This is a genomic window from Ideonella sp. BN130291 (assembly GCF_036231905.1).
Taxonomy (GTDB): domain Bacteria; phylum Pseudomonadota; class Gammaproteobacteria; order Burkholderiales; family Burkholderiaceae_C; genus CAMLIZ01.
Window position 1 is genome coordinate 173,211 of sequence record NZ_JAZARE010000004.1, and the last position, 23,903, is coordinate 197,113.

The window sequence follows — 23,903 nt, forward strand, 5'->3', positions numbered from 1 at the left end:
ATCGGTCCGGAGAGCCGGGCAGCGCCCGGTGGTACCGCTCAGCCGGCGTGGAAGCCGGTGGCGGTGGAGACGGTCAACCTACCGAGGGTTCGGCGGGTTCGTCTGAGCCTCGCGCCCGGCGGGCACGGTAATGGCTGGATGATGGTTCGCGGCGCTTCGCACCGCACGAAACTGTAAGTTTCACTAGCGCGCTCCATCGGTGATTACTGCAAGCCGAGGGAGAACGCAGGTTCCATGCCGGGCAAGGCAGGGGGTGCATTGGGCCGAAATTGCCGCATGTCGTCGCTGCTTCGGCACACGGAGTTACGGGGCTGACGCACGACGTCAAAACCGACCTTTCTGCGACAAATTCCGCAGCAGCCATTTGTTCGTGTTTGCATCGATGTAACCCCAAGCAGCGGAGCCGCCACCAGGATGAAGGTCACCACAGTCGGTACCGGCTACGTCGGATTGGTCACCGCGGCCTGCCTGGCCGAGATGGGCAACCATGTGATGTGCCTCGATGTGGACCGCGACAAGATCCGCACGCTCAACGCCGGCGGCATACCCATCCACGAACCCGGCCTGCAAGAGATGGTCCAGCGCAATGCCGCCGCTGGCCGCATGCAGTTCACCACCGACCCGGCCAAGGCGGTAGGCCATGGCACCATCCTGTTCATCGCGGTGGGCACGCCGCCGGACCAGGACGGATCAGCCGATGTGCAGTACGTGCTGTCGGCGGCCCGGACCATCGGACGCCTGATGACCGACCACAAGGTGGTCGTCGACAAGAGCACCGTGCCGGTGGGCACGGCGGACCGTGTGCGCGAGGCGTTACAGGAAGAACTCGACCGGCGGGGCGTGGCCATCGACTTCGCGGTGGTGTCCAACCCCGAGTTCCTGAAGGAAGGCGCGGCGATCGAGGACTTCATGCGGCCCGACCGCATCATCGTGGGGACCGACGATGAACAGGCCGCCCTGTTGATGTGGGCCCTGTACGCGCCGTTCACACGCAGCCGCGACCGGCTGATCCTCACCGACGTGCGCAGCGCCGAGTTCACCAAGTATGCCGCCAACGCCATGCTGGCCACCCGCATCAGCTTCATGAACGAACTGGCCTTGCTGGCCGAGCGCGTGGGAGCGGACATCGAACTGGTGCGCAAGGGAATCGGCAGCGACCCGCGCATCGGCCCCCAGTTCCTCTATCCGGGCGTGGGCTACGGCGGGTCCTGCTTCCCCAAGGACGTGAAGGCCTTGATGCGTTGCGCCGAGAAACACGGCATGGCCTTGCGCGTGCTGAGTGCCGTGGAAGCGGCCAACGAGCATCAGAAACGCGTGCTGGTGCACAAGGTGGTGGAACGCTTCGGCGACAACCTGGAGGGCCACCGCTTTGCCGTGTGGGGCCTGGCGTTCAAGCCGAACACCGATGACATGCGCGAGGCGCCCAGCCAGGTGATCATCGCCGAGCTGCTGAAGCGCGGGGCCAGCGTGGTGGCCTACGACCCGGTGGCGATGGGGACCGCGGCGCACTTGCTGGGCGGGATGCCACGCCTGGAGTTCGCGCCCAGTGCGGGCGACGCACTGGAGGCGGCCGACGCCTTGCTCATCGTGACCGACTGGAAAGAGTTCAAGAGCCCCGACTTCGAGCAGATCCGCGACAGCCTGAGGCAGCCGGTGGTGTTCGACGGGCGCAACCTCTATGAGCCCCGCATGATGGAAGCGCTGGGCATCGAGTACCACTGCATCGGCCGCGGCCTGCCCCGGCCGGTGGGTGCGCCGGAACCGGACGGCGACTTCGGCTGGCTCCCGCCGTTTGTTGGCGGCCCCCCTCACATGGGGGCACGTCCCGCCTGACCAGGGGGGCGGCCGGGCGGGTGGGCCGCCCATAATCGCGCCATGAACGTGCTGATCACCGGCGCCGCGGGGTTTATCGGCATGCATCTCGCCCTGCGCCTGCTCGAGCGTGGCGACACCGTGCTCGGCGTCGACAACCTCAACGACTACTACGACCCCCAGCTCAAGCGTGACCGCCTGGCCAGGCTTGCCGCGCACGCGAGCTTCCGTTTCGAGCAGGCCGACATCGCCGACCGCGACGGCATGCAGGCCCTGTTTGCCAGCCACCGGTTCGACGTGGTGGTGAACCTGGCCGCGCAGGCGGGCGTGCGCTACTCGCTGCAGAACCCGCATGCCTACGTCGACGCCAACATCGTCGGCTTTGTCAATGTGCTGGAGGGCTGCCGGCACAACGGCGTCGGCCACCTGGTGTACGCCAGCAGCAGCAGCGTCTACGGCGGCAACGAGCGCATGCCGTTCTCCGAACACCATGGCGTGGACCACCCCATCAGCCTGTACGCGGCCACCAAGAAGGCCAACGAGCTGATGGCGCACACCTACAGCCACCTGTACGGCCTGCCGACCACCGGGCTGCGCTTCTTCACGGTGTACGGTCCCTGGGGCCGGCCCGACATGGCGCTGTTCCTGTTCACCAAGGCCATCCTCGAGGATCGGCCGATCGAGCTGTTCAACGAAGGGCGCATGCAGCGCGACTTCACCTTTGTCGACGACATCGTCGAGGGGCTGGTCCGCGTGATCGACAAGCCGGCCCGATCGGACACGGGCTTCGATCCCTTGCAGCCAGATCCGGCTCGTTCGCGTGCGCCTTACCGCGTGTTCAACATCGGCAACCAGGGGCCGGTGCAGCTGATGGACTTTGTGTCGGCTATCGAAGCCGCCATCGGCAAGACTGCGGTCAAGCACTTGCGTCCCATGCAGCCGGGCGATGTGCCCGCCACCTATGCCGACGTGTCCGAGCTCCAGGCGTGGACGGGGTTCAAGCCGGCCACCTCCATCCAGCAGGGTGTGGGCCGTTTCGTTGATTGGTATCGCAGCTACTACCGGGTTTGAAATCCATGACCACTGTCGCCGTCGTCGGCCTGGGCTATGTCGGCCTGCCGCTCGCCGTGGAGTTCGGAAAGAAGTTCCGCACCCTCGGTTTTGATCTGTCCGCCGCCAAGGTGGACAGCTATCGCCGCTTCATCGACCCCACCGGCGAGGTGTCCACGCAGGACCTGCAGGCGGCCACGCTCCTGAGCTGCCACACCGACCCCGCCGTGCTGGCGGAGGCGGATGTCATCATCGTGGCGGTGCCCACGCCGGTGGACGAGGCGCACCAGCCTGACTTCGGCCCGCTGGTGTCCAGCTCCAAGACCGTGGGCCGGCACATGAAGCGCGGCGCGATCGTGGTCTACGAGTCCACCGTGTATCCGGGTGCGACCGAGGAGGTCTGCATCCCGGTGCTCGAGCGCGAATCGGGCCTGCGCTGGAAGAGCGACTTCTTCGTGGGCTACAGCCCCGAGCGCATCAACCCCGGCGACAAGGAGCGCACGGTCACCAAGATCACCAAGGTGGTGGCCGGGGACAGCGCTGACACGCTGGAGAAGGTGGCCCAGGTGTACGGGGCGGTGATCACGGCGGGGGTGTACCGGGCGAGCAGCATCAAGGTGGCCGAGGCCGCCAAGGTGATCGAGAACACGCAGCGCGACCTCAACATCGCGCTCATGAACGAGCTGGCGCTGATCTTCCACCGCATCGGCATCGACACGATGGAGGTGCTGCAGGCCGCGGGCACCAAGTGGAACTTCCTGCCGTTCCGCCCCGGGCTGGTGGGCGGCCATTGCATCGGCGTGGACCCGTACTACCTCACCCACAAGGCCGACATGCTGGGCTATCACCCGCAGGTGATCCTGGCGGGCCGGCGCATCAACGACAACATGGGCAAGTTCGTCGCCGAGCAGACGGTCAAGCTCATGATCGCCAATGGCTTGGTGGTCAAGGATGCCAACGTCATCGTGCTCGGCATGACCTTCAAGGAGAACTGCCCGGACGTGCGCAACAGCAAGGTCATCGACATCGTGCGGGAACTGCAGAGCTTTGGGGTGAAGGTGCATGTGCACGACCCCCTGGCCAGCCCCGAGGAGTGCGCGCATGAATACGGCGTGGCGCTCGAAGCCTGGGATGCCTTGCCCCAGGCGCAAGCCGTCGTTGCGGCGGTGGCGCACCAAGCCTACGCGCAGATGGGCCTGGCCCAGATCACCTCGCGCCTGGTGCCGGGTGGGGTGTTTGCCGACGTCAAGTCCACCTACACGGCGGCCGAGGTGGAAGCGCTGGGTTTCCGCGGCTGGCGCCTGTAGCCCTGTAGCGCTCCGCAAGTGAAACCGCCCGGTTGCAAGCCGGGCGGTTTTGCTTTGGCCGTATGGCGCGCGGCCCGCTCAGCCCTTGGGCGCGCGCCCGTAGGTGTCCTCGAAGCGCACGATGTCGTCTTCGCCGAGGTAGCTGCCGCTCTGCACTTCGATGATCTCCAGCGGCACCTTGCCCGGGTTGGCCAGCCGATGCACCTCGCCGAGCGGGATGTAGGTGCTCTGGTTCTCGGTGAGCAGGACCTTGCGCTCGCCGCAGGTGACTTCGGCCGTGCCGGACACCACGATCCAGTGTTCGGCGCGATGGTGGTGTTTCTGCAGGCTGAGTGATGCGCCGGGTTTCACCAGGATGCGCTTGACCTGGAAACGCGAGCCCGAGTCGATGCTGTCGTACCAGCCCCAGGGCCGGTGCACCTTGCGATGCAGCTCGTGTTCACCGCGCTGCTGCTCGCCCAGCTGGTTGACGATCTTCTTGACCTCCTGGCTGCGGCTGCGGTCGGCCACCAGCACCGCGTCAGGCGTTTCCACCACGACCACGTTGTCCAGGCCCACCACGCTCACCAGCCGGCTGGTCGCGTGCACCAGGGTGTTGTGCGCTTCGTGCATCAGGGCGTCGCCATGGCGGGCGTTGCCCTGCGCGTCCTTGACGGCCACCTGCCATACGGCGTCCCAGGCGCCCAGATCGTTCCAGCCGGCCGCCAGCGGCACCATGCGGATCGGCAGCGCACCGGGGCACTTTTCCATCACCGCATAGTCGACCGATTCGGACGGCACCGCCGCAAACGCCTCCGCGCCCGGGCGCACGAAAGGGCCGTCGAGCTTGCGCGCTGCAAAGGCGATGCGGGTGGCGCCGGCGATGTCCGGGCGGAAGCGCTCCAGCGCCGCCATCCAGGTAGAGGCGCGCAGCACGAACAGGCCGCTGTTCCAGGCATAGCCGCCTTCGGCGAGGTAGCGCTTGGCGGTGTCCACGTCTGGTTTTTCGACAAAACGGGCGACTGTCGGCGTGTCGCCATCGGCATTGGTGCGGATGTATCCGTAGCCGGTTTCCGGGCGGTCCGGCTGCACGCCGAGGATCACGATGCTGCCGTCCGCTGCGGCCCGCGCGGCGCGCGCCAGCGCCTGGGCGAAGGCGGGCTCATCGGTGGCCGTCTGGTCGGCGGGGGTCACTAGCAGCACCGGGTCCTGCCCTGCCTCCAGGGCCTGCAGCGCGGCCAGCGTGAGCGCCGGTGCGGTGTTGCGGCCGCTCGGCTCGAGCAGCACGGCGGCTGGCTGCACGTTCTCCTCGCGCAGCTGGTCCAGCATGAGGAAGCGGTGTTCCTCGTTGCCCACGATGATGGGCGCGCCCACCGCCAGCTGGGCGCCGGACACCAGCGCCATGCGGCGCACCGCCTGCTGGAACAGGCTCTTGTTGCTGGCGTCCAGCACCAGGAACTGCTTGGGATAGCCGGCGCGCGACAGGGGCCACAGCCGCGTGCCGCTGCCGCCGGCCATGATGACGGGCGTGATCTGAAGCGTCTGGGAGGTGTCGTTGGGCATGTCAGGCCTCAAAGCCGCGCGGGTTCATCTGCTGCCAGCGCCAGCTGTCCTCGCACATGCGGGCCAGGTCGTGACGGGCGCGCCAGCCCAGCAGGCGCTCGGCACTGGCCGGATCGGCGTAGACGGACGCCACGTCGCCGGGGCGGCGTGGGGCAAAGCGATAGGGCACTGGCCGGCCGCTCGCGGCTTCATAAGCCTTCACCACCTCCAGCACGCTGTAGCCGCGGCCGGTGCCGAGGTTGACGGTGATGGACGTGCTCTTGTCGAAGAGGTAGTTCAGCGCCGCGACATGGCCCTCGGCCAGGTCCACCACGTGGATGTAGTCGCGCACCCCGGTGCCGTCCGGCGTTTCGTAGTCGTTGCCGAAGACCTGCAGGTACTCGCGCCGGCCCACCGCCACCTGGGCCACATAGGGCATGAGGTTGTTCGGCGTACCGCGCGGGTCCTCCCCGATGCGGCCGCTGGGGTGGGCGCCCACCGGGTTGAAATAGCGCAGCGACGCCGTGCACCATTCGGAATCCGATGCGCCCAGGTCTTCGAGGATGCGCTCGCCGAACAGCTTGGTGGCGCCATACGGGTTGGTGGCGGACAGCGCACTGTCTTCGGTGATCGGCAGGTGTTCCGGCTTGCCGTACACGGTGGCGCTGGAGCTGAACACGAAGCGCTTGCAGCCATGGGCCTGCAGGATTTCGCACACGTTCACCAGCCCGCCGAGGTTGTTGCGGTAGTAGGCCAGCGGCTTCTGGGTCGATTCACCCACGGCCTTGAATGCCGCGAAGTGCACTGCGGCGTCGGGCTGGTGGCGTTGCACCACATCGCGCATCGCTGCCGGGTCGCAGACGTCAGCCTGCTCGAACGTGGGCGTGGTGCCGGACAGCTCTGCCAGGCGCTTGAGCACCTCGGGCGAGCTGTTGGAGAAGTCGTCCACGCCCACCACCTGGTAACCCGCCTCGAGCAGGGCCAGCCAGGTGTGCGAGGCGATGTAGCCGGCGGCGCCGGTGAGCAGAATGGTTTTTTTCATCGGGTCAGAGCTGGAGGGCGAACTGCGCAGCGCAGTTGGCCAGGTTGACCGCGTAGCTGTAGGTCAGTGAGGCCGATCCTTCGGCCGAGCGCTTCACCCGGGTGACGCCGCAACTGAAGCTCAGGCTGCGGGTGGCGTCGTAGCTGGCGGTCAGGCTGGCCCGGTTCGTCTTGTCGCTGGCCGAAATGGTCTGGTCCTGCAGCAGTCCATCGAGCGTATTGTCGAGTTGGCGCTCAGTGTGGCGCAGGTTAAGCGCCAGCTTGATCTTGCCGGTGAGTTCATAACCCGCCGACAGTCCGGTCGTGGTGGAGATGCGTGTGGTCGCTGCGTGAGCATCACCGAGCGGCAACGGGGCATTGTCGACCAGCACGACGTCCTGGTAGGTGTACTGACCGGCACTGGTGTCCCGGTTGAACAGCGCGTCCAGCGTCAACCGGCCGCCCGGCCGGTAGCGGTAGGTGAGGGAGCCGGTCGTGACGTTGTCGGAACGAGGCCGGGCCGATTCATAGCTTACGCGCGAGCGGCTGATCCAGCCGTCCAGCATGCTGCTGCCGGTGGGCTGCCAATTGATCAGCAACTGGATGTCGTTGCGCTTGAAGTCGAGGTCGTCGCCCAGATTGGGGTAGTGGCCGTCCGCATGCCGTGCGGCCAGACCCACGTTCAGGATGGAACTCTGGCCGTAGCGCACGCCGGCGCGGTAGCCGTTGTAGTCCAGGTTGCCGCCAATGAGCAGCGGGTTGTCGTAACGCGTGCGATTGCCGAAGACGCCCGCTTCCAGGGTCCAGGCCGTCACCACGCCCAGGCGTGCGTTGAACGCCGCGTCGGTCGTCTTGACCACGGTTTTCTGCTCTGCCTGCGAAGCCTGCAGATAGTCGCGATACAGGTTTTGCGAATGCGAGACCTGCAGGTCGCCGGAGAGGTGCTCCACCGTGGCCCAGTCCAGGCGCACCAGGCCGGAGCCGCTGGTGTTGTTCAGGCGCTCCTCGTTGCGGTAGCGGTTCCAGTCGGCCGACACGTTGGCGCGCAGGCGCTGGCGGCTGATCTGCTGGTCCAGCCCGCCGAAGATGCCGGTGCTGAGGATGGTGTCGCTGATCGCGACGGGAGCGCGGTAGACGTTGGAATCACGCGTGATCGTTTCGCGCGCCCCGATGTAGTACGGGCTGGTCTCCGCATGCGCGGCGGGGAGGCAGGCGGCGGCCGCGGCAAGGGCCAGTGCGCGAGCCGGGCAGGCGGTCAGCAGACGCTGGAGGGTCATGAGGAGCCTTTCGAGTTGAGACTTTGATACCGCTCGAGCTGCGCTCAGTAGGCGTTGCGGTCGAAGAACACGAGGCGGATGGTCCGCACGATGATCTGCAGGTCCAGGCCGAGCGACCAGTTCCGCAGGTACTCCAGATCGTATTCGACGCGCGCGCGCATCTTCTCGATCGTGTCGGTTTCGCCACGGTGGCCGTTCACCTGGGCCCAGCCGGTGATGCCCGGCTTGACCTTGTGGCGCACCATGTAGGCCTTGATCATCTCCCGGTACTGCTCGTTGTGCGCCACCGCATGCGGACGCGGGCCCACGATGCTCATGCGCCCCTGCAGCACATTGATGAACTGCGGCAGTTCGTCCAGCGAGGTGCGGCGCAGGAAGGCGCCGAACGGCGTGATGCGCGGGTCGTCCTTGGTGGCCTGGCGCACCACCGGGCCGTTGTCCATGGTGCGCATGGAGCGGAACTTGTAGACGATGATCTCCTCGCCCTGCAGCCCGTTGCGCCGCTGGCGGAAGATGATCGGTCCCGGCGAACTCAGCTTCACGCCGATGCCGATGATCAGGAGGATGGGCGAGATCAGGATCAGGATGATCGTGGCCAGCACGATGTCCGAGATGCGCTTGACCAGCTCGTTGGTGCCGGTGAAGGGCGTTTCGCAGATGCCGACCACCGGCACGCCGTTCATGTCCTGCAACCGGCCCTGGATGATGCTGATGCCGAACACGTCGGGCACGAAAAAGATGGAGGCGGTGGTGCCCTGCAGCTGCTCCAGCAGCTCCACGATGCGCGGCTGGGAGCCCAGCGGCAGCGTGATGTACACCTCGCGGATGCTGTGCGAGCGGATGAAGGGTGCCACGTCCTTCAGGCCGCCCAGGCGCTTGTCGGTCGCGTCGCCGTGCACCCGGTCATCCGCCCGGTCGTCGAAGTAGCCGAGGAAGTCGATGCCCTGGTCCTCGCTGTCGGCCAGCGCCTTCGCCACCTTCACCCCCAGCGGGCCGGCACCCACCACGATGGCCGGCCGCCGGGCCTCCGGCTGCGCGGCCTGGCGCTTGAGCACCAGCTTGCCCAGCCACACCGCAATCCACTGCAGCCCCGGCGTGATCACCGCCCAGGCGATCAGCACCTCCTCCTCGAAGAAGCCGAAGCTGCGCGTCGCATAGCCGCACAGCGCCAGGATGGCGAGCAGGCTGACCCACGAGGTGACGATGTCCACCCCGGCCGCAAGCAGGTTGTCCTTGAAGCGGTTGCGGCCCGGGAAGGTGAGCGCAAAGATCAGCAGGCACAGCGTGAGCGTGGAGCGCAGCACCGGCTCGTCGTACCACTGGTTCACCAGCAGGAACGTGAGCACGGTGACGGTGGGCTCCAGAAACGCCGCCACCAGCGACGTCACCGACTGCGGCGCGCTGTAGAAGGTTCTTTTGTAGCTGCGGTCTTCGAACATCGTGGGAGGGTGTCGGGCGAGCGGCAAGCTGCCGGCGCGGCCGCTTTGCAATAGGGGCAAGGCGGCGAATGTCTGAGGGCCCGCTGGTGCGCGGGATTCTCCCTCAAAACGCCCGGCGCTTCGGCGCCCCGGATCAGGGGATCGGCGGGCCCCCCGTGCCTACAATGCCCGCCATGCTCGACGCCCTGAATGCGCTCGTGGCGCCTGCCGCGATGGAGCGCCTCACCCTGCTGATCAACCATGTCCTGGCGAGCGAGCCGGCCGCCATTGCGCGGATGCAACCGCACGCAGGCCGTTGCATCGGGTTGCATCTTCAGCACTGGCCCAGCGTGCTGCCGGCGCCGCCCACCCTGGCCTTCAGCGTCACGCGGGCCGGCTTGCTGGAATGGTGTGCCGAGGGTGCACCGCCTCAGCCGAACTTGCATGTCACCATCGATGCCGCCAACCCGGCGCTGCTCGGCTTGCGTTGGTTGTCGGGCCAGGCGCCCGCCATGGACATCCAGGGGGATGCCGCCTTCGCTGCGGACGTGCACTGGCTTGCGGACAACCTGCGCTGGGACGTGGCGGCCGACCTGGAGCGGCTGTTCGGCCCGGGCGTGGCGCACCAGCTGGCGCGCGCCGGCGGCGCTTTCGACGCCGCCTTGCGGCGCCTGGTCCAGGCCGGTGGCGACCTCGCGTCACGCCTGCAGCCAGACGCGCCCGGCGGGCGCCGGCCATGAGGCACCTGGCCCGGGTCGTTTTCATCGGCTTCACCGTCCTGCGTTTCGGCCTGGACGAGCTGGCACTCAGCGGCTTTCGGCGGCGCTGGGCCAGCGTGCTGGCGCGTGTGCTCACGGTGGGCCGGCGGCTGGACGCGCCACGCGGCGTGCGCCTGCGCCTGGCACTGGAGCGGCTGGGGCCCATCTTCGTCAAGTTCGGTCAGGTGCTGTCCACCCGGCGCGACCTGCTGCCGCTGGACGTGGCGGAGGAGCTGGCGCTGCTGCAGGACAGGGTGCCGCCGTTCCCCGGCCAGCAGGCAATGGCCTTGATCGAGCGGGCGTTCGGCCGGCCGCTGGACCAGGTGTTCGAGCACTTCGACGTGGAGCCGGTGGCCAGCGCGTCCATCGCCCAGGTGCACTTCGCGCGCCTCATCGGCGGGCGCGAGGTGGCGGTGAAGGTGTTGCGCCCCAACATGCTGCCGGTCATCGAGGACGACCTCGCCCTGCTGCACAAGATGGCGCGCTGGGTGGAGCGTTTCAGCGCGGACGGCCGGCGCCTGAAGCCGCGCGAGGTGGTGGCCGAGTTCGACATCTACCTGCATGACGAGCTCGACCTGGTGCGCGAGGCCGCCAACGCCGCGCAACTGCGCCGCAACATGCAGGACCTGCAGCTGGTGCTGGTGCCCGAGATGGTGTGGGACCTGTGCACACCCACGGTGCTGGTGATGGAGCGCATGTACGGCGTGCCCATCAGCCAGATGCAGCGCCTGCGCGAGGCCGGCGTGGACATCAAGAAGCTGGCGCGCGATGGCGTGACCATCTTCTTCACCCAGGTGTTCCGCGATGGCTTCTTCCATGCCGACATGCACCCGGGCAACATCCAGGTGAGCCTCGCGCCCGAGACCTTCGGCCGCTACATCGCGCTGGACTTCGGGATCATCGGCACGCTCACCGAATTCGACAAGGAATACCTGGCGCAGAACTTCATCGCCTTCTTCCGGCGCGACTACAAGCGGGTGGCCGAGCTGCACCTCGAATCCGGCTGGGTGCCGCCCGGCACGCGCATCGACGCGCTCGAAAGTGCCGTGCGGGCGGTGTGCGAGCCGCATTTCGACCGGCCGCTGAAGGACATCTCGCTCGGGCAGGTGCTGCTGCGCCTGTTCCAGACCTCGCGCCGCTTCAATGTGGAAATCCAGCCGCAGCTCGTGCTGCTGCAGAAGACGCTGCTCAACGTAGAAGGCCTGGGGCGCCAGCTCGACCCCGACCTCGACCTCTGGAACACGGCCAAGCCGTTCCTGGAGCGCTGGATGAACGAGCAGGTCGGCTGGCGCGGCCTGCTGGAGCGCCTGAAGCAGGAAGCGCCGCGTTATGCCCAGCTGCTGCCGGAGCTGCCGCGCCTGGTGCACCAGCGCCTGCAGCAACCCGCCATGCCGGACCCCGCCACGCCCGCCTTGCTGGCGCTGCTGGCGGAGCAGCGCCGCACCAACCGGCTGCTGCAAGGCCTGCTGTGGGGCATGGTCGGCTTCCTGGCGGGCGGGGTGCTGGTGCAGCTGTATTGGCGCCTGCAGCTGGGTTGAAAGCGCACTACGGCACGCTTCCTGCTGCCAGCCCGCGCGCAAAGCGAGCCGGGGGTCGCACTGCGCCGATAATGCCCGCCGCTGCATAGCGCAGCGCCCCGCGGCCCGGCCGCGCGGCCGCCCTTCCAACTGCACTCCCGGGTCGCATGAACTACACCCTCATCTCGTTCGTGGTGCTCTACCTCGTGGGCACGCTGGCACTGGGCGTCTGGGCCGGCACCCGGATCAAGAACACCAGCGACTTCGCGGTGGCGGGACGCAGCCTGCCGCTGATCATGGTGATCACCACCACCTTCGCCACCTGGTTCGGTGCGGAGACGGTGATGGGCATCCCCGCCAAGTTCGTGCAGGGCGGCCTCAACTCGATTGTGGAAGACCCCTTCGGCGCCGGCACCTGCCTGATCCTGGTGGGCGTGTTCTTCGCCACCAAGCTCTACAAGATGAACCTGCTGACCATCGGCGACTTCTACCGCCAGCGCTTCGGCAAGGGCGTGGAGGTGTTCTGCTCGGCGGCCATCATCCTGAGCTACCTCGGCTGGGTGGCAGCCCAGATCACCGCTCTCGGGCTGGTGTTCTCGGTGCTCACGCAGGGTGCGATGTCCGAGACCACCGGCATGATCGTCGGCACCCTGGCCGTGCTGGTGTACGTGGTGATCGGCGGTTTCCTGGCCGTGGCCTGGACCGACTTCATCCAGATGATCGTGCTGGTGGTGGGCCTGAGCATCATCGCGGTGTTTGCCAGCGACCTGGCCGGCGGGGCCGACAAGGTGATCGGCATGGCGCAGCAGAAGGATCTCTTCCGCTTCCTGCCGGCCCCCTCGTTCACTGAAATTGCCGCCTTCATCGGCGCGGGCCTCACGATGATGCTGGGCAGCATCCCGCAGCAGGACGTGTTCCAGCGCGTGATGTCCGCCAAGAGCGCCAGCACGGCGCGCAACGGCGCGGCCATCGGCGGCCTGGCCTACATCCTGTTTGCCTTCGTGCCGATGTTCGTGGTGGCCTGCGCGGTCGTGGTGATGGGCGACAACGCGCTCGACATGGCGAAGAACGACTACCAGCGGCTGCTGCCCACCTTCGTGCTCACCAAGATGCCGCTGGTGATGCAGATCCTGTTCTTCGGCGCCCTGTTGTCGGCGATCAAGAGCACGTCCTCCGCCACGCTGCTGGCGCCCAGCACCAGCTTCGTGGAGAACATCCTCAAGAACCTGCGGCCGCAGATGAAGGACCGCCAGCAGCTGTTCGCCATGCGCTGCACCATCGTGGTGTTCGCGGTGCTGGTGCTGCTGTACGCGATCGCGATGAAGGGCACCTCGATCTACGAGCTGGTGTCCGCGGCCTACCAGATCACGCTCGTGGGCGCCTTTGTGCCGCTGGTCACCGGCCTGTACTGGCGCCGAGCCACCACCCAAGGGGCGGTGCTGTCCCTGGCCGCCGGCGTGCTGACCTGGCTGGTGTTCCTGCCGCAGGTCAGCCAGCTGGGCGAGCAGTTCCCCGGCCAGCTGGCGGGTCTGATCGCGGCGCTGGTGGGCATGGTGGCCGGATCGCTGGCGCCCCAGGTGCTGGTGAACCGGCACGAGCCGCATCACCACAAGCTCGCTTGAAGAAGCGTTCCCGCGCCCACACCTTGCGTCCGGAGCTGCCCCGTCGGGCGGCCGCTTATAATTTCATGTTCTGAATCAAGGGTTTAGCCATGCCGATCTACGCTTATCGCTGCGCCGAGTGCGGCCACACGAAAGACGTGCTGCAGAAGCTGTCTGATCCCGTGCTGAGCACCTGCCCCTCGTGCGGCAAGGCCTCGTTTGCCAAGCAGGTCACCGCCGCGGGCTTCCAGCTCAAGGGCTCCGGCTGGTACGTCACCGACTTCCGGGGCGGTCAGAGCACCGGCGGGGACAGCAAGCCGGCGGCGCCGGACGGCGCCAAGTCCGAACCGGCAAAAACCGAAACGCCTGCGGCCAGCACCGCGGCCGCCAGCAGCGACAGCGGCAGCTCTGCCGGCAGCTGCGGCACCGCCTGCGCCTGCCATTGAACCCCGACAGCCGGCTGAAAGCACCCAGTGAGAAAGTACATCATCGCCGGCGTGCTGCTGTGGCTGCCGCTGGCCATCACGATCTGGGTGCTGCTGTGGGTGCTCGGGCTGCTGGACGGCGTGTTCGTCGGGTTGCTGGGCATGGCGAAGATCCTGGCGCCCGATGGCGCCGATGCCACCATCGACCGGCTGGCCCATCTTCCGGGGCTGTCGGTGATCGTCATGGTGGTGGGGCTGCTGCTGTCGGGCGTGTTCGCCACCAATGTGCTGGGCCAATGGGCGGTGCGGCAGTGGGACCGGCTGATGTCCCACATCCCCATCGTCAAGTCGATCTACAGCTCGGTGAAGCAGGTGTCGGACACCCTGTTCTCGAGCAACGGCAACGCGTTCCGCGAGGCGGTGCTGGTGCAGTACCCTCGCGCCGGCTCCTGGACCATTGCGTTTGTCACCGGCAAGCCGGGTGGCGAAGTGGAGCACCTGCTCCCGGGTGACCACCTCAGCCTGTACGTGCCGACCACGCCCAACCCGACGTCCGGCTTTTTCCTCATCGTGCCGTCCAGCGACGTGATGCCGCTGGCCATGAGCGTGGACGAGGCGCTCAAGTACATCATCTCCATGGGGGTGGTGGTACCGGGCACCCACCCGCCGCTGGCGGCCGTGCCCGCACGAAATCTGGCGGGCTGAGCGTCCGGCGCACGCTCAGTCCTGACGGCTTGCAATACAGCCCGCCTCAACGCCTTCACCATCGGCCCGGCCCCTGCAGCCGGTGAGCCGCGACCCCAAGAATCCGGAGAGAACAACCATGAGAACCAGCTATTGCGGCCTCGTCAGCGAAGCGCTGATGGGCCAGACCGTCACGCTGATGGGCTGGGCCCATCGCCGGCGCGACCACGGCGGCGTGATCTTCATCGACCTGCGCGACCGCGAAGGCCTGGTGCAGATCGTCTGCGACCCGGACCGGCCGGAGATGTTCAAGACGGCCGAAGGCGTGCGCAACGAGTTCTGCCTCAAGGTGACCGGCAAGGTGCGCCCGCGCCCTGCCGGTACCGAGAACGCCAACCTCACCAGCGGCAAGGTGGAAGTGCTGTGCCTGGAGCTCGAGGTGCTGAACCCCAGCGTCACGCCGCCGTTCCAGCTCGACGACGAGAACCTGTCGGAAACCACGCGCCTCACGCACCGCGTGCTGGACCTGCGCCGCCCCACGATGCAGAAGAACCTGATGCTGCGCTACCGCGTGGCGATGGAGGTGCGCAAGTTTCTGGACGAGCAGGGCTTCGTGGACATCGAGACGCCGATGCTCACCCGCAGCACGCCGGAGGGCGCACGCGATTACCTGGTGCCCAGCCGCGTGCACGACGGCATGTTCTTCGCGCTGCCGCAAAGCCCGCAGCTGTTCAAGCAGCTGCTGATGGTGGCCGGCTTCGACCGCTACTACCAGATCACCAAGTGCTTCCGCGACGAGGACCTGCGCGCCGACCGCCAGCCGGAATTCACCCAGATCGACATCGAGACCAGCTTCCTCACCGAGGAAGAGATCCGCTCGATGTTCGAAGGGATGATCCGGCACGTCTTCAAGAAGGCGCTGGACGTCGAGCTGGGTGACTACCCGGTGATGAAGTATTCGGAAGCCATGCACCGCTTCGGCTCCGACAAGCCCGACCTGCGCGTCAACCTGGAGTTCACCGAGCTCACCGAGGTGATGAAGGACGTGGACTTCAAGGTCTTCAGCGGCCCGGCCACCACGCCGGGCGGCCGCGTCGTGGCGCTGCGCGTGCCCAAGGGCGGCGAGATGAGCCGCGGCGAGATCGATGGCTACACCGAGTTCGTGAAGATCTACGGCGCCAAGGGCCTGGCCTGGATCAAGGTGAACGACCTCGCCAAGGGCCGCGAGGGCCTGCAGTCGCCGATCGTGAAGAACCTGCACGACGCGGCGGTGGCCGAGATCCTGAAGCGCACCGGCGCGCAGACCGGCGACCTGATCTTCTTCGGTGCCGACAAGGAGAAGGTGGTCAACGACGCCATCGGCGCCTTGCGCATCAAGATCGGCCACAGCGAGTTCGGCCGCAGCAACGGCCTGTTCGAGGACAAGTGGGCGCCGCTGTGGGTGGTGGACTTCCCGATGTTCGAGTACGACGAGGAAGGCCAGCGCTGGAACGCGGTGCACCATCCGTTCACCGCGCCCAAGGACGGGCACGAGGACCTGATGGACACCGATCCGGGCGCCTGCATCGCCAAGGCCTACGACATGGTGCTCAACGGATGGGAGCTGGGCGGCGGCTCGGTGCGTATCCATCGCGCCGAGGTGCAGAGCAAGGTCTTCAGCGCGCTGAAGATCGGGCCGGAGGAGGCGCAGGCGAAGTTCGGCTTCCTGCTCGACGCGCTGCAGTACGGCGCCCCGCCGCATGGTGGCCTGGCCTTCGGGCTGGACCGGCTGGTCACGCTGATGACCAAGGCCGAATCGATCCGCGACGTGATCGCCTTCCCCAAGACACAGCGCGCCCAGTGCCTGCTCACCGGCGCGCCCAGCGGCGTGGACGACAAGCAGCTGCGCGAGCTGCACATCCGCCTGCGCAATCCCCAGGTTGCAAGCGCCTGACCGTGGGGCGGCTGGCATCATCCAAAGGGGCTCTTCGAGCCCCTTTTCATTGAGAGGGGGAAGGCATGAAGCAACAACAAGTCGCTGCCACGCTGGCGATCGTGGCGCTCTGCCTGGCCGGCTGCGGCCAGAAGAAGACAGAGCTGGGCGAGGGCGGTTCGGTGGTGTCCGGCTCGGCCGGCCCGGCAGGCGCCCAGGGCGCTGCCCAGGAGCTGACGCGGTGCGACGCCCCGGTGGCCACCCTGGCGCTGGCGGAGAACCCGAGCGGCTACACCATGCATGCCAACTACCAGCTGCCCGCCTCGCCGGTGCCGCTGATCAAGCTGATCGCGCAGCAAAGCGGCTGCTTCCGCGTGGTGGACCGCGCGGCCGGGCTGCGCAGCACCATCCAGGAGCAGGAGCTCAAGGAGGCCGGCATCCTGCGCAAGAACTCCACGGTGCAGAAGGGCAAGGGCTACGAGGCCCAGTACACCCTGGTGCCCAGCCTCACCTTCAGCGAGCAGGACGCGGGCCGCGGCCTCGGCGGCGTGATCGCCGCCATCCCGGGCTTGAACCGCGTGCCCGGCCTGGCCGGCATGGCGGAGCAGGTGAAGCTGAAGGAAGCGCAGGTGGCCTTGCTGCTCACCGACAACGAGACCACCGAGCAGCTGGCCGCCGCCACCGGCTCCGCCCGCACCACCGACCTGGGCGTGGGCGGTCTCGCGCTCGGCCGCATGGGGGCCGCTGGCGGCATGGGCTGGAGCAACACCAACGAAGGCAAGGTGATCGCCGCGGCCTTTTTCGATGCGCACAACAAGCTTGTCGGCCAGGTGCGTCAGCTGCTCGCCAAGGACCTGCCGCCTGCGGTGCCGGTGAAGCACTGACTGCCTAGAATCGCCGCATGGTGTCCGACGCGGCGAGCCCACGCCCCCACAAGATCCCGGAGTCGGTGCTGGTGGTCATCCACACCGATGACCTGCAGGTGCTGCTGATCGAACGCGCCGACAAGCCCGGCTTCTGGCAGAGCGTCACCGGCTCCAAGGACCTGCCCGACGAACCGCTGGTCACCACCGCGGTGCGCGAGGTGGCCGAAGAAACCGGCATCGTGATCGGCTCACCGGATGTGCCGCTGTCGGCGCTGCGCGACTGGGGCTTTCGCAACCTGTACGAGATCTATCCCGTGTGGCGCCACCGGTATGCGCCTGGCGTGACGCACAACACCGAGCATGTGTTCGGGCTGCGCGTGCCGCGCGACATTCCGGTGCAGCTCAGCGCCCGCGAACACCTGCAGCACGCCTGGCTGCCCTGGCGCGAAGCGGCCGACCGCTGCTTCTCGCCCTCCAACGCAGAAGCCATCCTGATGCTGCCGCGCTTCATCGCCCCTGCAAACGGGGCATGATGGCGGGAATACAAACTGCCACCACAGCGGCATGTTGGACACGACCACCGGCTCGCATGCAATGAACCCGCTGCACTCCTCGTTCCTGCCCCCCTTCACGGCCACGGGCATGGTCATGCGGGTGGCCACCTACAACATCCACAAGGGCGTGCGAGGCGTGGGGCCGGCCAAGCGGCTGGAGATCCACAACCTGGGGCTGGGTGTGGAAGCGCTGGATGCCGACCTCGTGTTCCTGCAGGAAGTGCGGCTGTTCCACAAGCTGCATGCGCGCGAGTTCGACATGTCCTCCTTCGGCTGGCCCGACCGCGGCCAGGCCGAGTACCTGGCGCCCGAGGGCTATGACGTGGCCTACCGCACCAACTGCGTTACCCGCCATGGCGAACATGGCAATGCGCTGCTGTCGCGCTGGCCGCTGGGCAGCATCAACCACCATGACGTGTCGGACCATCGCTTCGAGCAGCGCGGCCTGCTGCATGTGCCGGTGCAATGGCATGGCATGACGGTGCACGCGGTGGTGGCGCACTTCGGGCTCATCCACTCCAGCCGCGTGCGCCAGGTGCAGAAGCTGGCCGCCTTCATCGAAGCCGAGGTGCCGCACGGCGAGATGCTGGTGGTGGCGGGTGACTTCAACGACTGGGGCGAGAAGCTCGACGGGCCGATGGAAGAGATCGGGTTGTCGCGTGCCCGCGCGCCCAGCGGCAACGACCGGCCCACCTTTCCCTCGCGCGTGCCGGTGTTCCAGCTGGACCGCATCTACCTGCGCGGCATGAACTGCGTGGGCACCTTCGTTCCACGCGGCACGGCCTGGGCCCGCATGTCGGACCACCTGCCGCTGGTGGCGGAGCTGGAGCCCGCCTGACATGCGGCGGCTCGCACACAGGCCTTGTTCGCTGCCCTCGGAGGGGGTGTCTCAGCGCCCTCGGCCGGCCGAGCGCTGACCGCGCAATGGCCAAGCGCCGCCGCTTCGTGCGCCAGCCGCGCCCCGAACCCGGCCCGGACCTCACCGCCTGGTATGCCCATCCGGGCGCCCTGTTCCTCGGGGGCAACGACGTGCAGCTGCTGCCCGGCGGCGACAGCCTGTTTCCGGCCATGGTGGCGGCCATCGAGTCGGCGCGCCATGACGTCTGGCTGGCCACCTACATCTTCCACGAGGACGACGCAGCGCGCCGCGTGGCCGAAGCCCTGGCGGCCGCCGGCCGGCGCGGCGTGCGGGTGAGGGTGGTGGTCGACGGTTTCGGCAGCCGCGCCGACCTGCCGGCCCTGCGGCGTTGGTGGCAGGGCGAACCGGTGGCACTGGCCGTGTTCCGGCCGATCGACCGCTGGTACTCCTGGTTCCAGCCGGGCCAGTTCCGGCGCCTGCACCACAAGCTGTGCGTGGTGGATGGCGAGATCGGCTTCGTGGGGGGCATCAACATCATCGACGACCGCATCGACCTGCGCCATGGCGTGGACGAGGTGCCACGGCTGGACTTCGCCGTCGCGTTGCGCGGCCCGGTGGTGCTGCCGATCGAACAGACCGCCCGCGCGATGTGGACACGCGCGGCCTTCGGCCACGACTGGCGCGAGGAGGTGAAGGTGCTCGCCCGCAGTGCGCGCCCGGTGCAGAGCGCGCGCCGCCTGCTGAGGCGGCTGCGCATCACGCCGCCCAGGAAGGACCTGCTGCCGGGCATGCTGGACAACCTGCCGGTGCGTTGTGCCTTCGTGGTGCGCGACAACCTGCGCCAGCGCAATGCCATCGAGAACAGCTACATCGAGGCCTTCCAGCGTGCGCGCGAGCGCATCGACCTGGTGTCGCCCTACTTCTATCCCGGCCGCCTGTTCCGCCGCACCCTGCGCGAAGCCACCCGCCGTGGCGTGAAGGTGCGGCTGCTGTTGCAGGGCAAGCTGGACTACCGCATCGCCGGCCTGGCGGCCAGTGTCATGTACGACGAACTGCTGTCGCAGGGGGTGCGGATCTTCGAATACACGCCAGCCTTCCTGCATGCCAAGGTGGGCATCGTGGACGACGACTGGGCCACGGTGGGCAGCTCCAACATCGACCCGCTGTCGCTGCTGCTGAACCTGGAGGCCAATGCGATCGTCAGCGATGCCGGCTTCAACCGGGAGCTGACGGCGCACTTCGAACAGGCGCTTGCGTTGTCGCGCGAGGTGACGGCCGCACCGGTGCCGCGTGGCTGGTGGGCGGCGCTGCGCCGTGGCCTGGTGGCCTGGGGTGCGCTGGTCTACTTGCGGATGGCGGGTATCACGCGGCCGTATTGAAGACGTCGCCCGAGGCGACAGCCTGTTCCAGCAGGGGCGCTGCCGCGTCCTTGGGCGCGACCAGCGGCTGCAGGCCCGCGAGGCCGGGCCACTGGATGCCGATCTGCGGATCGTCCCAGCGGATCGCGCGTTCACAGTCCTTGGCGTAGAAGCCGGTCGTCTTGTAGAGGAAGTGGGTGTCGTCCTCGAGCGCGATGAAACCGTGGGCGAAGCCGGGCGGAATCCAGAGTTGGCGCCGGTTCGCTGCAGTCAACTCGACACCGTCCCAGCGGCCGAAGGTCGGCGAGCCTTTGCGGATGTCCACCGCCACGTCGAAGGCCGAGCCCTTGACCACACGCACCAGCTTGCCCTGCGCATGGGGTGGCAGCTGGTAGTGCAGCCCGCGCAGCACGCCCTTGGTCGAACAGGAATGATTTTCCTGCACGAACGGCGGCGCGGCGGGCAGCCCCATCGCCTGCAGCGCGGCGTCGAAGCGCTGCTGGTTCCAGCTTTCCATGAACCAGCCGCGCTCGTCGCCGAAGACGGCGGGCTCGACCACGACGACGCCGGACAGGGAGGTAGGGAGCAGCTTCATGCTCAGAACACCCGGTCGTTCAGCACCTTCAGCAGGTACTGGCCATAACCGTTCTTCAGCATCGGCTGCGCCAGGCGGTTCAGCTGCTCGGCGCTGATCCAGCCGGAGCGGTAGGCGATTTCCTCGATGCACGCGGCCTTCAGGCCCTGGCGCTTTTCCAGCGTGGCGATGAACTGGCTGGCTTCCAGCAGGCTGTCGTGGGTGCCGGTGTCCAGCCAGGCATAACCTCGGCCCATGATCTCCACGTCGAGCTGGCCTTGCGCGAGGTAGCGCGCGTTGACGTCGGTGATCTCCAGCTCGCCGCGCGGACTGGGCTGGATGTCCGCCGCGATGTCGCACACCTGCTCGTCGTAGAAGTACAGGCCGGTCACCGCATACGCGCTCTTGGGCTGCAGCGGCTTTTCCTCGATGCTGAGCGCGCGCTTGTTCGCATCGAACTCCACCACGCCATAACGTTCGGGATCCTGCACGTGGTAGGCGAACACGCTCGCACCGCCTGGCCGCTCGGCCGCATTCTTCAGCAGGCGCTGGAAGTCATGGCCGTAGAAGATGTTGTCGCCCAGCACCAGCGCGCTGGGCGCGCCGCCGACGAACTCCCGTCCGAGGATGAAGGCCTGCGCGAGGCCGTCGGGGCTGGGCTGCACGCAGTAGCGGATGTCCAGGCCCCACTGGCTGCCGTCGCCCAGCAGGGCTTCGAAGCGGGGCGTGTCCTGCGGCGTGCTGATGAGCAGGATCTCGCGGATGCCGGCGAGCATCAGCGTGCTCAAGGGGTAGTACACCATCGGCTTGTCGTACACCGGCAGCAGCTGCTTGCTGATCGCCAAGGTGGCGGGGTGCAGCCGGGTGCCGGAGCCACCGGCCAGGATGATGCCTTTGCGTTGTTGCATGGTGATCGTCTTGTGTTGTCAGCGGCCAAGCACTTCGCTGAGCATGCGTTCCACACCCTGCTGCCAGGGCGGCAGGCGCAGTCCGAAGGCCTGCTGCAGGCGCTGGGTGGACAGACGCGAGTTGCGGGGCCGCGCGGCCGGGGTTGGGAAGTCGGTGGTCGGCACGGGCACGATGGCGTCGGGTGCCACCTTGATCGGCTGGCCCAGCGCACGGGCGTGTTCGATCACGAAGCGGGCATAGGCCCACCAGGTCGTCTCGCCGCCGGCCACCGCGTGGTAGGTGCCCGACAGCGCCGGCTCGCGCAGCGCCTCACGGACCGCATGCGCACTCACGTCGGCCAGCAGGTCCGCGCCCGTGGGCGCACCGAACTGGTCGTCGATCACGGTGAGCTTGTCGCGCTCGGCAGCGAGCTTCAGCATGGTCTTGGCAAAGTTGCCGCCGCGCGCCGCGTAGACCCAGCTGGTGCGCAAGACCAGGTGCCGACAGCCGCTGGCGCGAATCAATGCCTCGCCCTCCAGCTTGGTGCGCCCATACACGCTGAGTGGACCGGTCGGTGCGTCTTCATCGCGCGGCTGGTCACCCGAGCCATCGAACACATAGTCGGTGCTGTAGTGCAGCAGCCAGGCGCCGCTGCGGGCGGCTTCTTCGGCCAGCACGCCGGGCGCCATGGCATTGAGCAGGCGGGCCAGATCCGGCTCGCTCTCCGCCTTGTCGACGGCGGTGTGCGCAGCCGCATTGACGATGAGATCGGGCTTCACCGAGCGCACGGTGTCGCGCAGAGACTCGGGCCGTGTGAAGTCGGCAGACAGTGTGGTGCTGTCGGAGTCGAGCGCCACCAGTTCGCCCAAGGGGGCAAGGGCCCGCTGCAGCTCCCAGCCGACCTGCCCGTTCCTTCCGAAGAGCAGGATCTTCATGTCGACCCCTCGCACGCCGAGTACGGCGCGCAATCCCCCGAGGGGATGCGGGCCGGCTTGGGAGCGGCCCTGCGCTCGGCCCGCTTCAAGCCGGCTCTCCATACTGCGCGCTCACCCAGTCGCGATAGGCGCCGCTCTGCACATTGGCCACCCAGTCGCCGTTGGCGAGGTACCACTGCACCGTCTTGCGGATGCCGGTGTCGAAGGTCTCTGCCGGGCGCCAGCCGAGTTCGCGCTCGATCTTGCGGGCGTCGATCGCATAGCGGCGGTCGTGGCCGGGGCGGTCCTTCACGTAGGTGATCAGGCGGCTGTAGGGCCCGGCGGGGTCGGGTTTCAGCTCGTCGAGCAGGCCGCAGATGGTGTGCACGATCTCGAGATTGGTCTTCTCGTTCCAGCCGCCGATGTTGTAGGTCTCGCCCAGGCGCCCGCCCTCGAGCACCGCGCGGATCGCACTGCAGTGGTCGCGCACGTACAGCCAGTCGCGCACGTTCTGGCCATCGCCGTAGATCGGCAGCGGCTTGCCGGCCAGTGCGTTGACGATCATCAGCGGGATCAGCTTCTCGGGGAAGTGATAAGGACCGTAGTTGTTGGAGCAGTTGGTGGTCACCACCGGCATGCCATAGGTGTGGAACCAGGCGCGCACCATGTGGTCGCTGGCGGCCTTGCTGGCCGAGTACGGGCTGTTCGGCTCGTAAGGATGGTCTTCGGTGAACGCCGGTGCGTCGGGCGCCAGGCTGCCGTACACCTCGTCGGTGGACACATGGTGGAAGCGGAAGCCGGCCTTCTCGGCGGCAGGCAGCCGGCCCCAGTGGGCCCGTGCCGCTTCCAGCAGGGTGAAGGTGCCTTCGACGTTGGTGCGCATGAAGGCCGCAGGGCCCAGGATGCTGCGGTCTACATGGCTTTCGGCCGCAAAGTGCAGCAGCGCGCGCGGCTGGTGCTCTTCCAGCAGGCGGTCCACCAGCGGGCGGTCGCAGATGTCGCCTTGCACAAAGACATGGCGCGCGTTGCCTTCCAGGCTGGCCAGGTTCTGCAGATTGCCGGCGTAGGTGAGGGCGTCCAGGTTGACCACCGGCTCGCCCACGTGCGCCAACCAGTCCAACACGAAGTTGCTGCCGATGAAGCCGGCACCGCCGGTCACGAGGATGGTCATCAGAGTTGTCCTGTCAGGTCGTCGCCGAAGCGGTTGGGGCCCGGCGTGCCGCGCAGCAGGCCGTTTTCCACCAGCGTCCAGAGGGTGCCGATCACCGGCACGAACTGCAGCAGCGCCCACCAGCCCGACTTGTTGCGGTCGTGCCAGCGCTTGGCCGACACCGCAAGGGCCGACCACAGCAGGCCGGCATTGAGCACCAGCTCCACCGCCTGCTCGCGCACGCCGGCAATCGACAGCACGCCATGCGCATAGGCGCCCAGCGCCAGCGGCACCACCACCCCGTATATCCAGAAGATCTTGCGCGGAATGCGGCCGCGGGGGCTGAAGAAGATGTGCCAGGGCGACATCGGCTCGGCGAAGTCGACCACAGGGGAAACAGTGGTGTTCATGCGGTGCGAAAACGGGCGGCGCGCCAGT

The 23,903-nt window shown here is 67.6% G+C and carries 22 protein-coding genes; 13 read left to right on the forward strand and 9 right to left on the reverse strand.

Features of this window, described 5'->3' with window-relative positions; translation table 11 throughout:
- The first annotated feature begins 414 nt into the window (after positions 1-414).
- From VPH43_RS10015 to VPH43_RS10025, 3 genes are read left to right on the forward strand one after another with little or no spacing between them, the layout of a single operon-like run.
- Positions 415-1,833: a UDP-glucose dehydrogenase family protein gene (locus VPH43_RS10015; protein WP_328577543.1), complete on the forward strand. Its 1,419-nt coding sequence runs from the start codon at positions 415-417 to the stop codon at positions 1,831-1,833.
- Between the two features lie 42 nt (positions 1,834-1,875).
- Positions 1,876-2,883, forward strand: coding sequence for an NAD-dependent epimerase (locus tag VPH43_RS10020; RefSeq protein WP_328577544.1), 1,008 nt, complete (start codon positions 1,876-1,878; stop codon positions 2,881-2,883).
- A gap of 5 nt (positions 2,884-2,888) precedes the next feature.
- Entirely contained in the window at positions 2,889-4,169 is a 1,281-nt protein-coding gene (locus VPH43_RS10025; RefSeq protein WP_328577545.1) for a nucleotide sugar dehydrogenase, read from the forward strand.
- Positions 4,170-4,247: 78 nt separating this feature from the next.
- On the opposite strand, the gene VPH43_RS10030 is transcribed toward VPH43_RS10025, so the two are convergent.
- From VPH43_RS10030 to VPH43_RS10045, 4 genes are read right to left on the reverse strand one after another with little or no spacing between them, the layout of a single operon-like run.
- Positions 4,248-5,711, reverse strand: coding sequence for a mannose-1-phosphate guanylyltransferase/mannose-6-phosphate isomerase (locus VPH43_RS10030; protein WP_328577546.1), 1,464 nt, complete (start codon positions 5,709-5,711; stop codon positions 4,248-4,250).
- Position 5,712: 1 nt separating this feature from the next.
- Positions 5,713-6,732 carry a UDP-glucose 4-epimerase GalE gene (gene galE, locus VPH43_RS10035; protein ID WP_328577547.1) on the reverse strand — a complete coding sequence of 340 codons (1,020 nt, stop codon included), beginning with the start codon at positions 6,730-6,732 and terminating at the stop codon, positions 5,713-5,715.
- A 4-nt stretch (positions 6,733-6,736) separates the two neighbouring features.
- On the reverse strand, positions 6,737-7,987 hold the full coding sequence (locus tag VPH43_RS10040; protein WP_328577548.1) for a hypothetical protein: 1,251 nt from the start codon (positions 7,985-7,987) through the stop codon (positions 6,737-6,739).
- 44 nt (positions 7,988-8,031) lie between these two features.
- Positions 8,032-9,426, reverse strand: coding sequence for an undecaprenyl-phosphate glucose phosphotransferase (locus VPH43_RS10045; protein ID WP_328577549.1), 1,395 nt, complete (start codon positions 9,424-9,426; stop codon positions 8,032-8,034).
- Positions 9,427-9,599: 173 nt separating this feature from the next.
- Here VPH43_RS10045 and VPH43_RS10050 point away from each other — a divergent pair, with 173 nt between their 5' ends.
- From VPH43_RS10050 to clsB, 10 genes are all read left to right on the forward strand, one after another.
- Positions 9,600-10,145 (forward strand): hypothetical protein, encoded by a 546-nt coding sequence (locus tag VPH43_RS10050; protein ID WP_328577550.1) that lies wholly within the window; start codon positions 9,600-9,602, stop codon positions 10,143-10,145.
- Positions 10,142-11,701: a ubiquinone biosynthesis regulatory protein kinase UbiB gene (ubiB, locus tag VPH43_RS10055; protein WP_328577551.1), complete on the forward strand. Its 1,560-nt coding sequence runs from the start codon at positions 10,142-10,144 to the stop codon at positions 11,699-11,701. Before VPH43_RS10050 ends, ubiB begins: the two co-directional genes overlap by 4 nt.
- 146 nt (positions 11,702-11,847) lie before the next feature.
- The gene (locus tag VPH43_RS10060) at positions 11,848-13,302 is read left to right on the forward strand and encodes a sodium:solute symporter family protein (protein WP_328577552.1); all 1,455 of its coding nucleotides are present in this window, start codon (positions 11,848-11,850) and stop codon (positions 13,300-13,302) included.
- 89 nt (positions 13,303-13,391) lie between these two features.
- Positions 13,392-13,727, forward strand: a complete 336-nt coding sequence (locus VPH43_RS10065) for an FmdB family zinc ribbon protein (RefSeq protein WP_328577553.1) — start codon at positions 13,392-13,394, stop codon at positions 13,725-13,727.
- Positions 13,728-13,754: 27 nt separating this feature from the next.
- The gene (locus VPH43_RS10070) at positions 13,755-14,411 is read left to right on the forward strand and encodes a DUF502 domain-containing protein (RefSeq protein WP_328577554.1); all 657 of its coding nucleotides are present in this window, start codon (positions 13,755-13,757) and stop codon (positions 14,409-14,411) included.
- Positions 14,412-14,529: 118 nt separating this feature from the next.
- Positions 14,530-16,323 carry an aspartate--tRNA ligase gene (aspS, locus tag VPH43_RS10075; RefSeq protein ID WP_328577555.1) on the forward strand — a complete coding sequence of 598 codons (1,794 nt, stop codon included), beginning with the start codon at positions 14,530-14,532 and terminating at the stop codon, positions 16,321-16,323.
- A 65-nt stretch (positions 16,324-16,388) separates the two neighbouring features.
- Positions 16,389-17,186, forward strand: coding sequence for a CsgG/HfaB family protein (locus VPH43_RS10080; protein WP_328577556.1), 798 nt, complete (start codon positions 16,389-16,391; stop codon positions 17,184-17,186).
- A gap of 17 nt (positions 17,187-17,203) precedes the next feature.
- On the forward strand, positions 17,204-17,701 hold the full coding sequence (nudB, locus tag VPH43_RS10085) for a dihydroneopterin triphosphate diphosphatase (protein ID WP_328577557.1): 498 nt from the start codon (positions 17,204-17,206) through the stop codon (positions 17,699-17,701).
- A 61-nt stretch (positions 17,702-17,762) separates the two neighbouring features.
- Positions 17,763-18,560, forward strand: a complete 798-nt coding sequence (locus VPH43_RS10090; protein ID WP_328577850.1) for an endonuclease/exonuclease/phosphatase family protein — start codon at positions 17,763-17,765, stop codon at positions 18,558-18,560.
- Between the two features lie 86 nt (positions 18,561-18,646).
- A complete protein-coding gene (gene clsB / locus VPH43_RS10095) occupies positions 18,647-19,960 on the forward strand; it encodes a cardiolipin synthase ClsB (protein ID WP_328577558.1) in 1,314 nt (437 codons plus the stop codon).
- On the opposite strand, the gene rfbC is transcribed toward clsB, so the two are convergent.
- The 5 genes from rfbC to VPH43_RS10120 form a co-directional block, all read right to left on the reverse strand.
- Entirely contained in the window at positions 19,944-20,534 is a 591-nt protein-coding gene (gene rfbC / locus VPH43_RS10100; RefSeq protein ID WP_328577559.1) for a dTDP-4-dehydrorhamnose 3,5-epimerase, read from the reverse strand. The two genes, clsB and rfbC, sit on opposite strands and share 17 nt — an antisense overlap.
- Before the next feature lie 2 nt (positions 20,535-20,536).
- Positions 20,537-21,421: a glucose-1-phosphate thymidylyltransferase RfbA gene (rfbA, locus tag VPH43_RS10105; protein WP_328577560.1), complete on the reverse strand. Its 885-nt coding sequence runs from the start codon at positions 21,419-21,421 to the stop codon at positions 20,537-20,539.
- Between the two features lie 18 nt (positions 21,422-21,439).
- The gene (gene rfbD / locus VPH43_RS10110; protein ID WP_328577561.1) at positions 21,440-22,336 is read right to left on the reverse strand and encodes a dTDP-4-dehydrorhamnose reductase; all 897 of its coding nucleotides are present in this window, start codon (positions 22,334-22,336) and stop codon (positions 21,440-21,442) included.
- Positions 22,337-22,421: 85 nt separating this feature from the next.
- Entirely contained in the window at positions 22,422-23,486 is a 1,065-nt protein-coding gene (gene rfbB, locus VPH43_RS10115) for a dTDP-glucose 4,6-dehydratase (RefSeq protein WP_328577562.1), read from the reverse strand.
- Positions 23,486-23,875, reverse strand: coding sequence for a DUF805 domain-containing protein (locus VPH43_RS10120; RefSeq protein ID WP_328577563.1), 390 nt, complete (start codon positions 23,873-23,875; stop codon positions 23,486-23,488). Before VPH43_RS10120 ends, rfbB begins: the two co-directional genes overlap by 1 nt.
- Positions 23,876-23,903 lie beyond the last annotated feature (28 nt).

Excerpts from the sequence above, each read along its gene's own strand:
- VPH43_RS10060 (WP_328577552.1), top strand. The coding sequence starts at position 11,848 with ATGAACTACACCCTCATCTCGTTCGTGGTGCTCTACCTCGTGGGCACG.
- VPH43_RS10015 (WP_328577543.1), top strand. The coding sequence starts at position 415 with ATGAAGGTCACCACAGTCGGTACCGGCTACGTCGGATTGGTCACCGCG.
- rfbD (WP_328577561.1), bottom strand. The coding sequence starts at position 22,336 with ATGAAGATCCTGCTCTTCGGAAGGAACGGGCAGGTCGGCTGGGAGCTG.
- VPH43_RS10030 (WP_328577546.1), bottom strand. The coding sequence starts at position 5,711 with ATGCCCAACGACACCTCCCAGACGCTTCAGATCACGCCCGTCATCATG.
- rfbA (WP_328577560.1), bottom strand. The coding sequence starts at position 21,421 with ATGCAACAACGCAAAGGCATCATCCTGGCCGGTGGCTCCGGCACCCGG.
- VPH43_RS10040 (WP_328577548.1), bottom strand. The coding sequence starts at position 7,987 with ATGACCCTCCAGCGTCTGCTGACCGCCTGCCCGGCTCGCGCACTGGCC.
- ubiB (WP_328577551.1), top strand. The coding sequence starts at position 10,142 with ATGAGGCACCTGGCCCGGGTCGTTTTCATCGGCTTCACCGTCCTGCGT.
- VPH43_RS10080 (WP_328577556.1), top strand. The coding sequence starts at position 16,389 with ATGAAGCAACAACAAGTCGCTGCCACGCTGGCGATCGTGGCGCTCTGC.
- VPH43_RS10050 (WP_328577550.1), top strand. The coding sequence starts at position 9,600 with ATGCTCGACGCCCTGAATGCGCTCGTGGCGCCTGCCGCGATGGAGCGC.
- rfbC (WP_328577559.1), bottom strand. The coding sequence starts at position 20,534 with ATGAAGCTGCTCCCTACCTCCCTGTCCGGCGTCGTCGTGGTCGAGCCC.
- clsB (WP_328577558.1), top strand. The coding sequence starts at position 18,647 with ATGGCCAAGCGCCGCCGCTTCGTGCGCCAGCCGCGCCCCGAACCCGGC.
- VPH43_RS10120 (WP_328577563.1), bottom strand. The coding sequence starts at position 23,875 with ATGAACACCACTGTTTCCCCTGTGGTCGACTTCGCCGAGCCGATGTCG.
- rfbB (WP_328577562.1), bottom strand. The coding sequence starts at position 23,486 with ATGACCATCCTCGTGACCGGCGGTGCCGGCTTCATCGGCAGCAACTTC.
- VPH43_RS10065 (WP_328577553.1), top strand. The coding sequence starts at position 13,392 with ATGCCGATCTACGCTTATCGCTGCGCCGAGTGCGGCCACACGAAAGAC.
- aspS (WP_328577555.1), top strand. The coding sequence starts at position 14,530 with ATGAGAACCAGCTATTGCGGCCTCGTCAGCGAAGCGCTGATGGGCCAG.
- VPH43_RS10045 (WP_328577549.1), bottom strand. The coding sequence starts at position 9,426 with ATGTTCGAAGACCGCAGCTACAAAAGAACCTTCTACAGCGCGCCGCAG.
- galE (WP_328577547.1), bottom strand. The coding sequence starts at position 6,732 with ATGAAAAAAACCATTCTGCTCACCGGCGCCGCCGGCTACATCGCCTCG.
- VPH43_RS10020 (WP_328577544.1), top strand. The coding sequence starts at position 1,876 with ATGAACGTGCTGATCACCGGCGCCGCGGGGTTTATCGGCATGCATCTC.
- VPH43_RS10090 (WP_328577850.1), top strand. The coding sequence starts at position 17,763 with ATGAACCCGCTGCACTCCTCGTTCCTGCCCCCCTTCACGGCCACGGGC.
- nudB (WP_328577557.1), top strand. The coding sequence starts at position 17,204 with ATGGTGTCCGACGCGGCGAGCCCACGCCCCCACAAGATCCCGGAGTCG.
- VPH43_RS10025 (WP_328577545.1), top strand. The coding sequence starts at position 2,889 with ATGACCACTGTCGCCGTCGTCGGCCTGGGCTATGTCGGCCTGCCGCTC.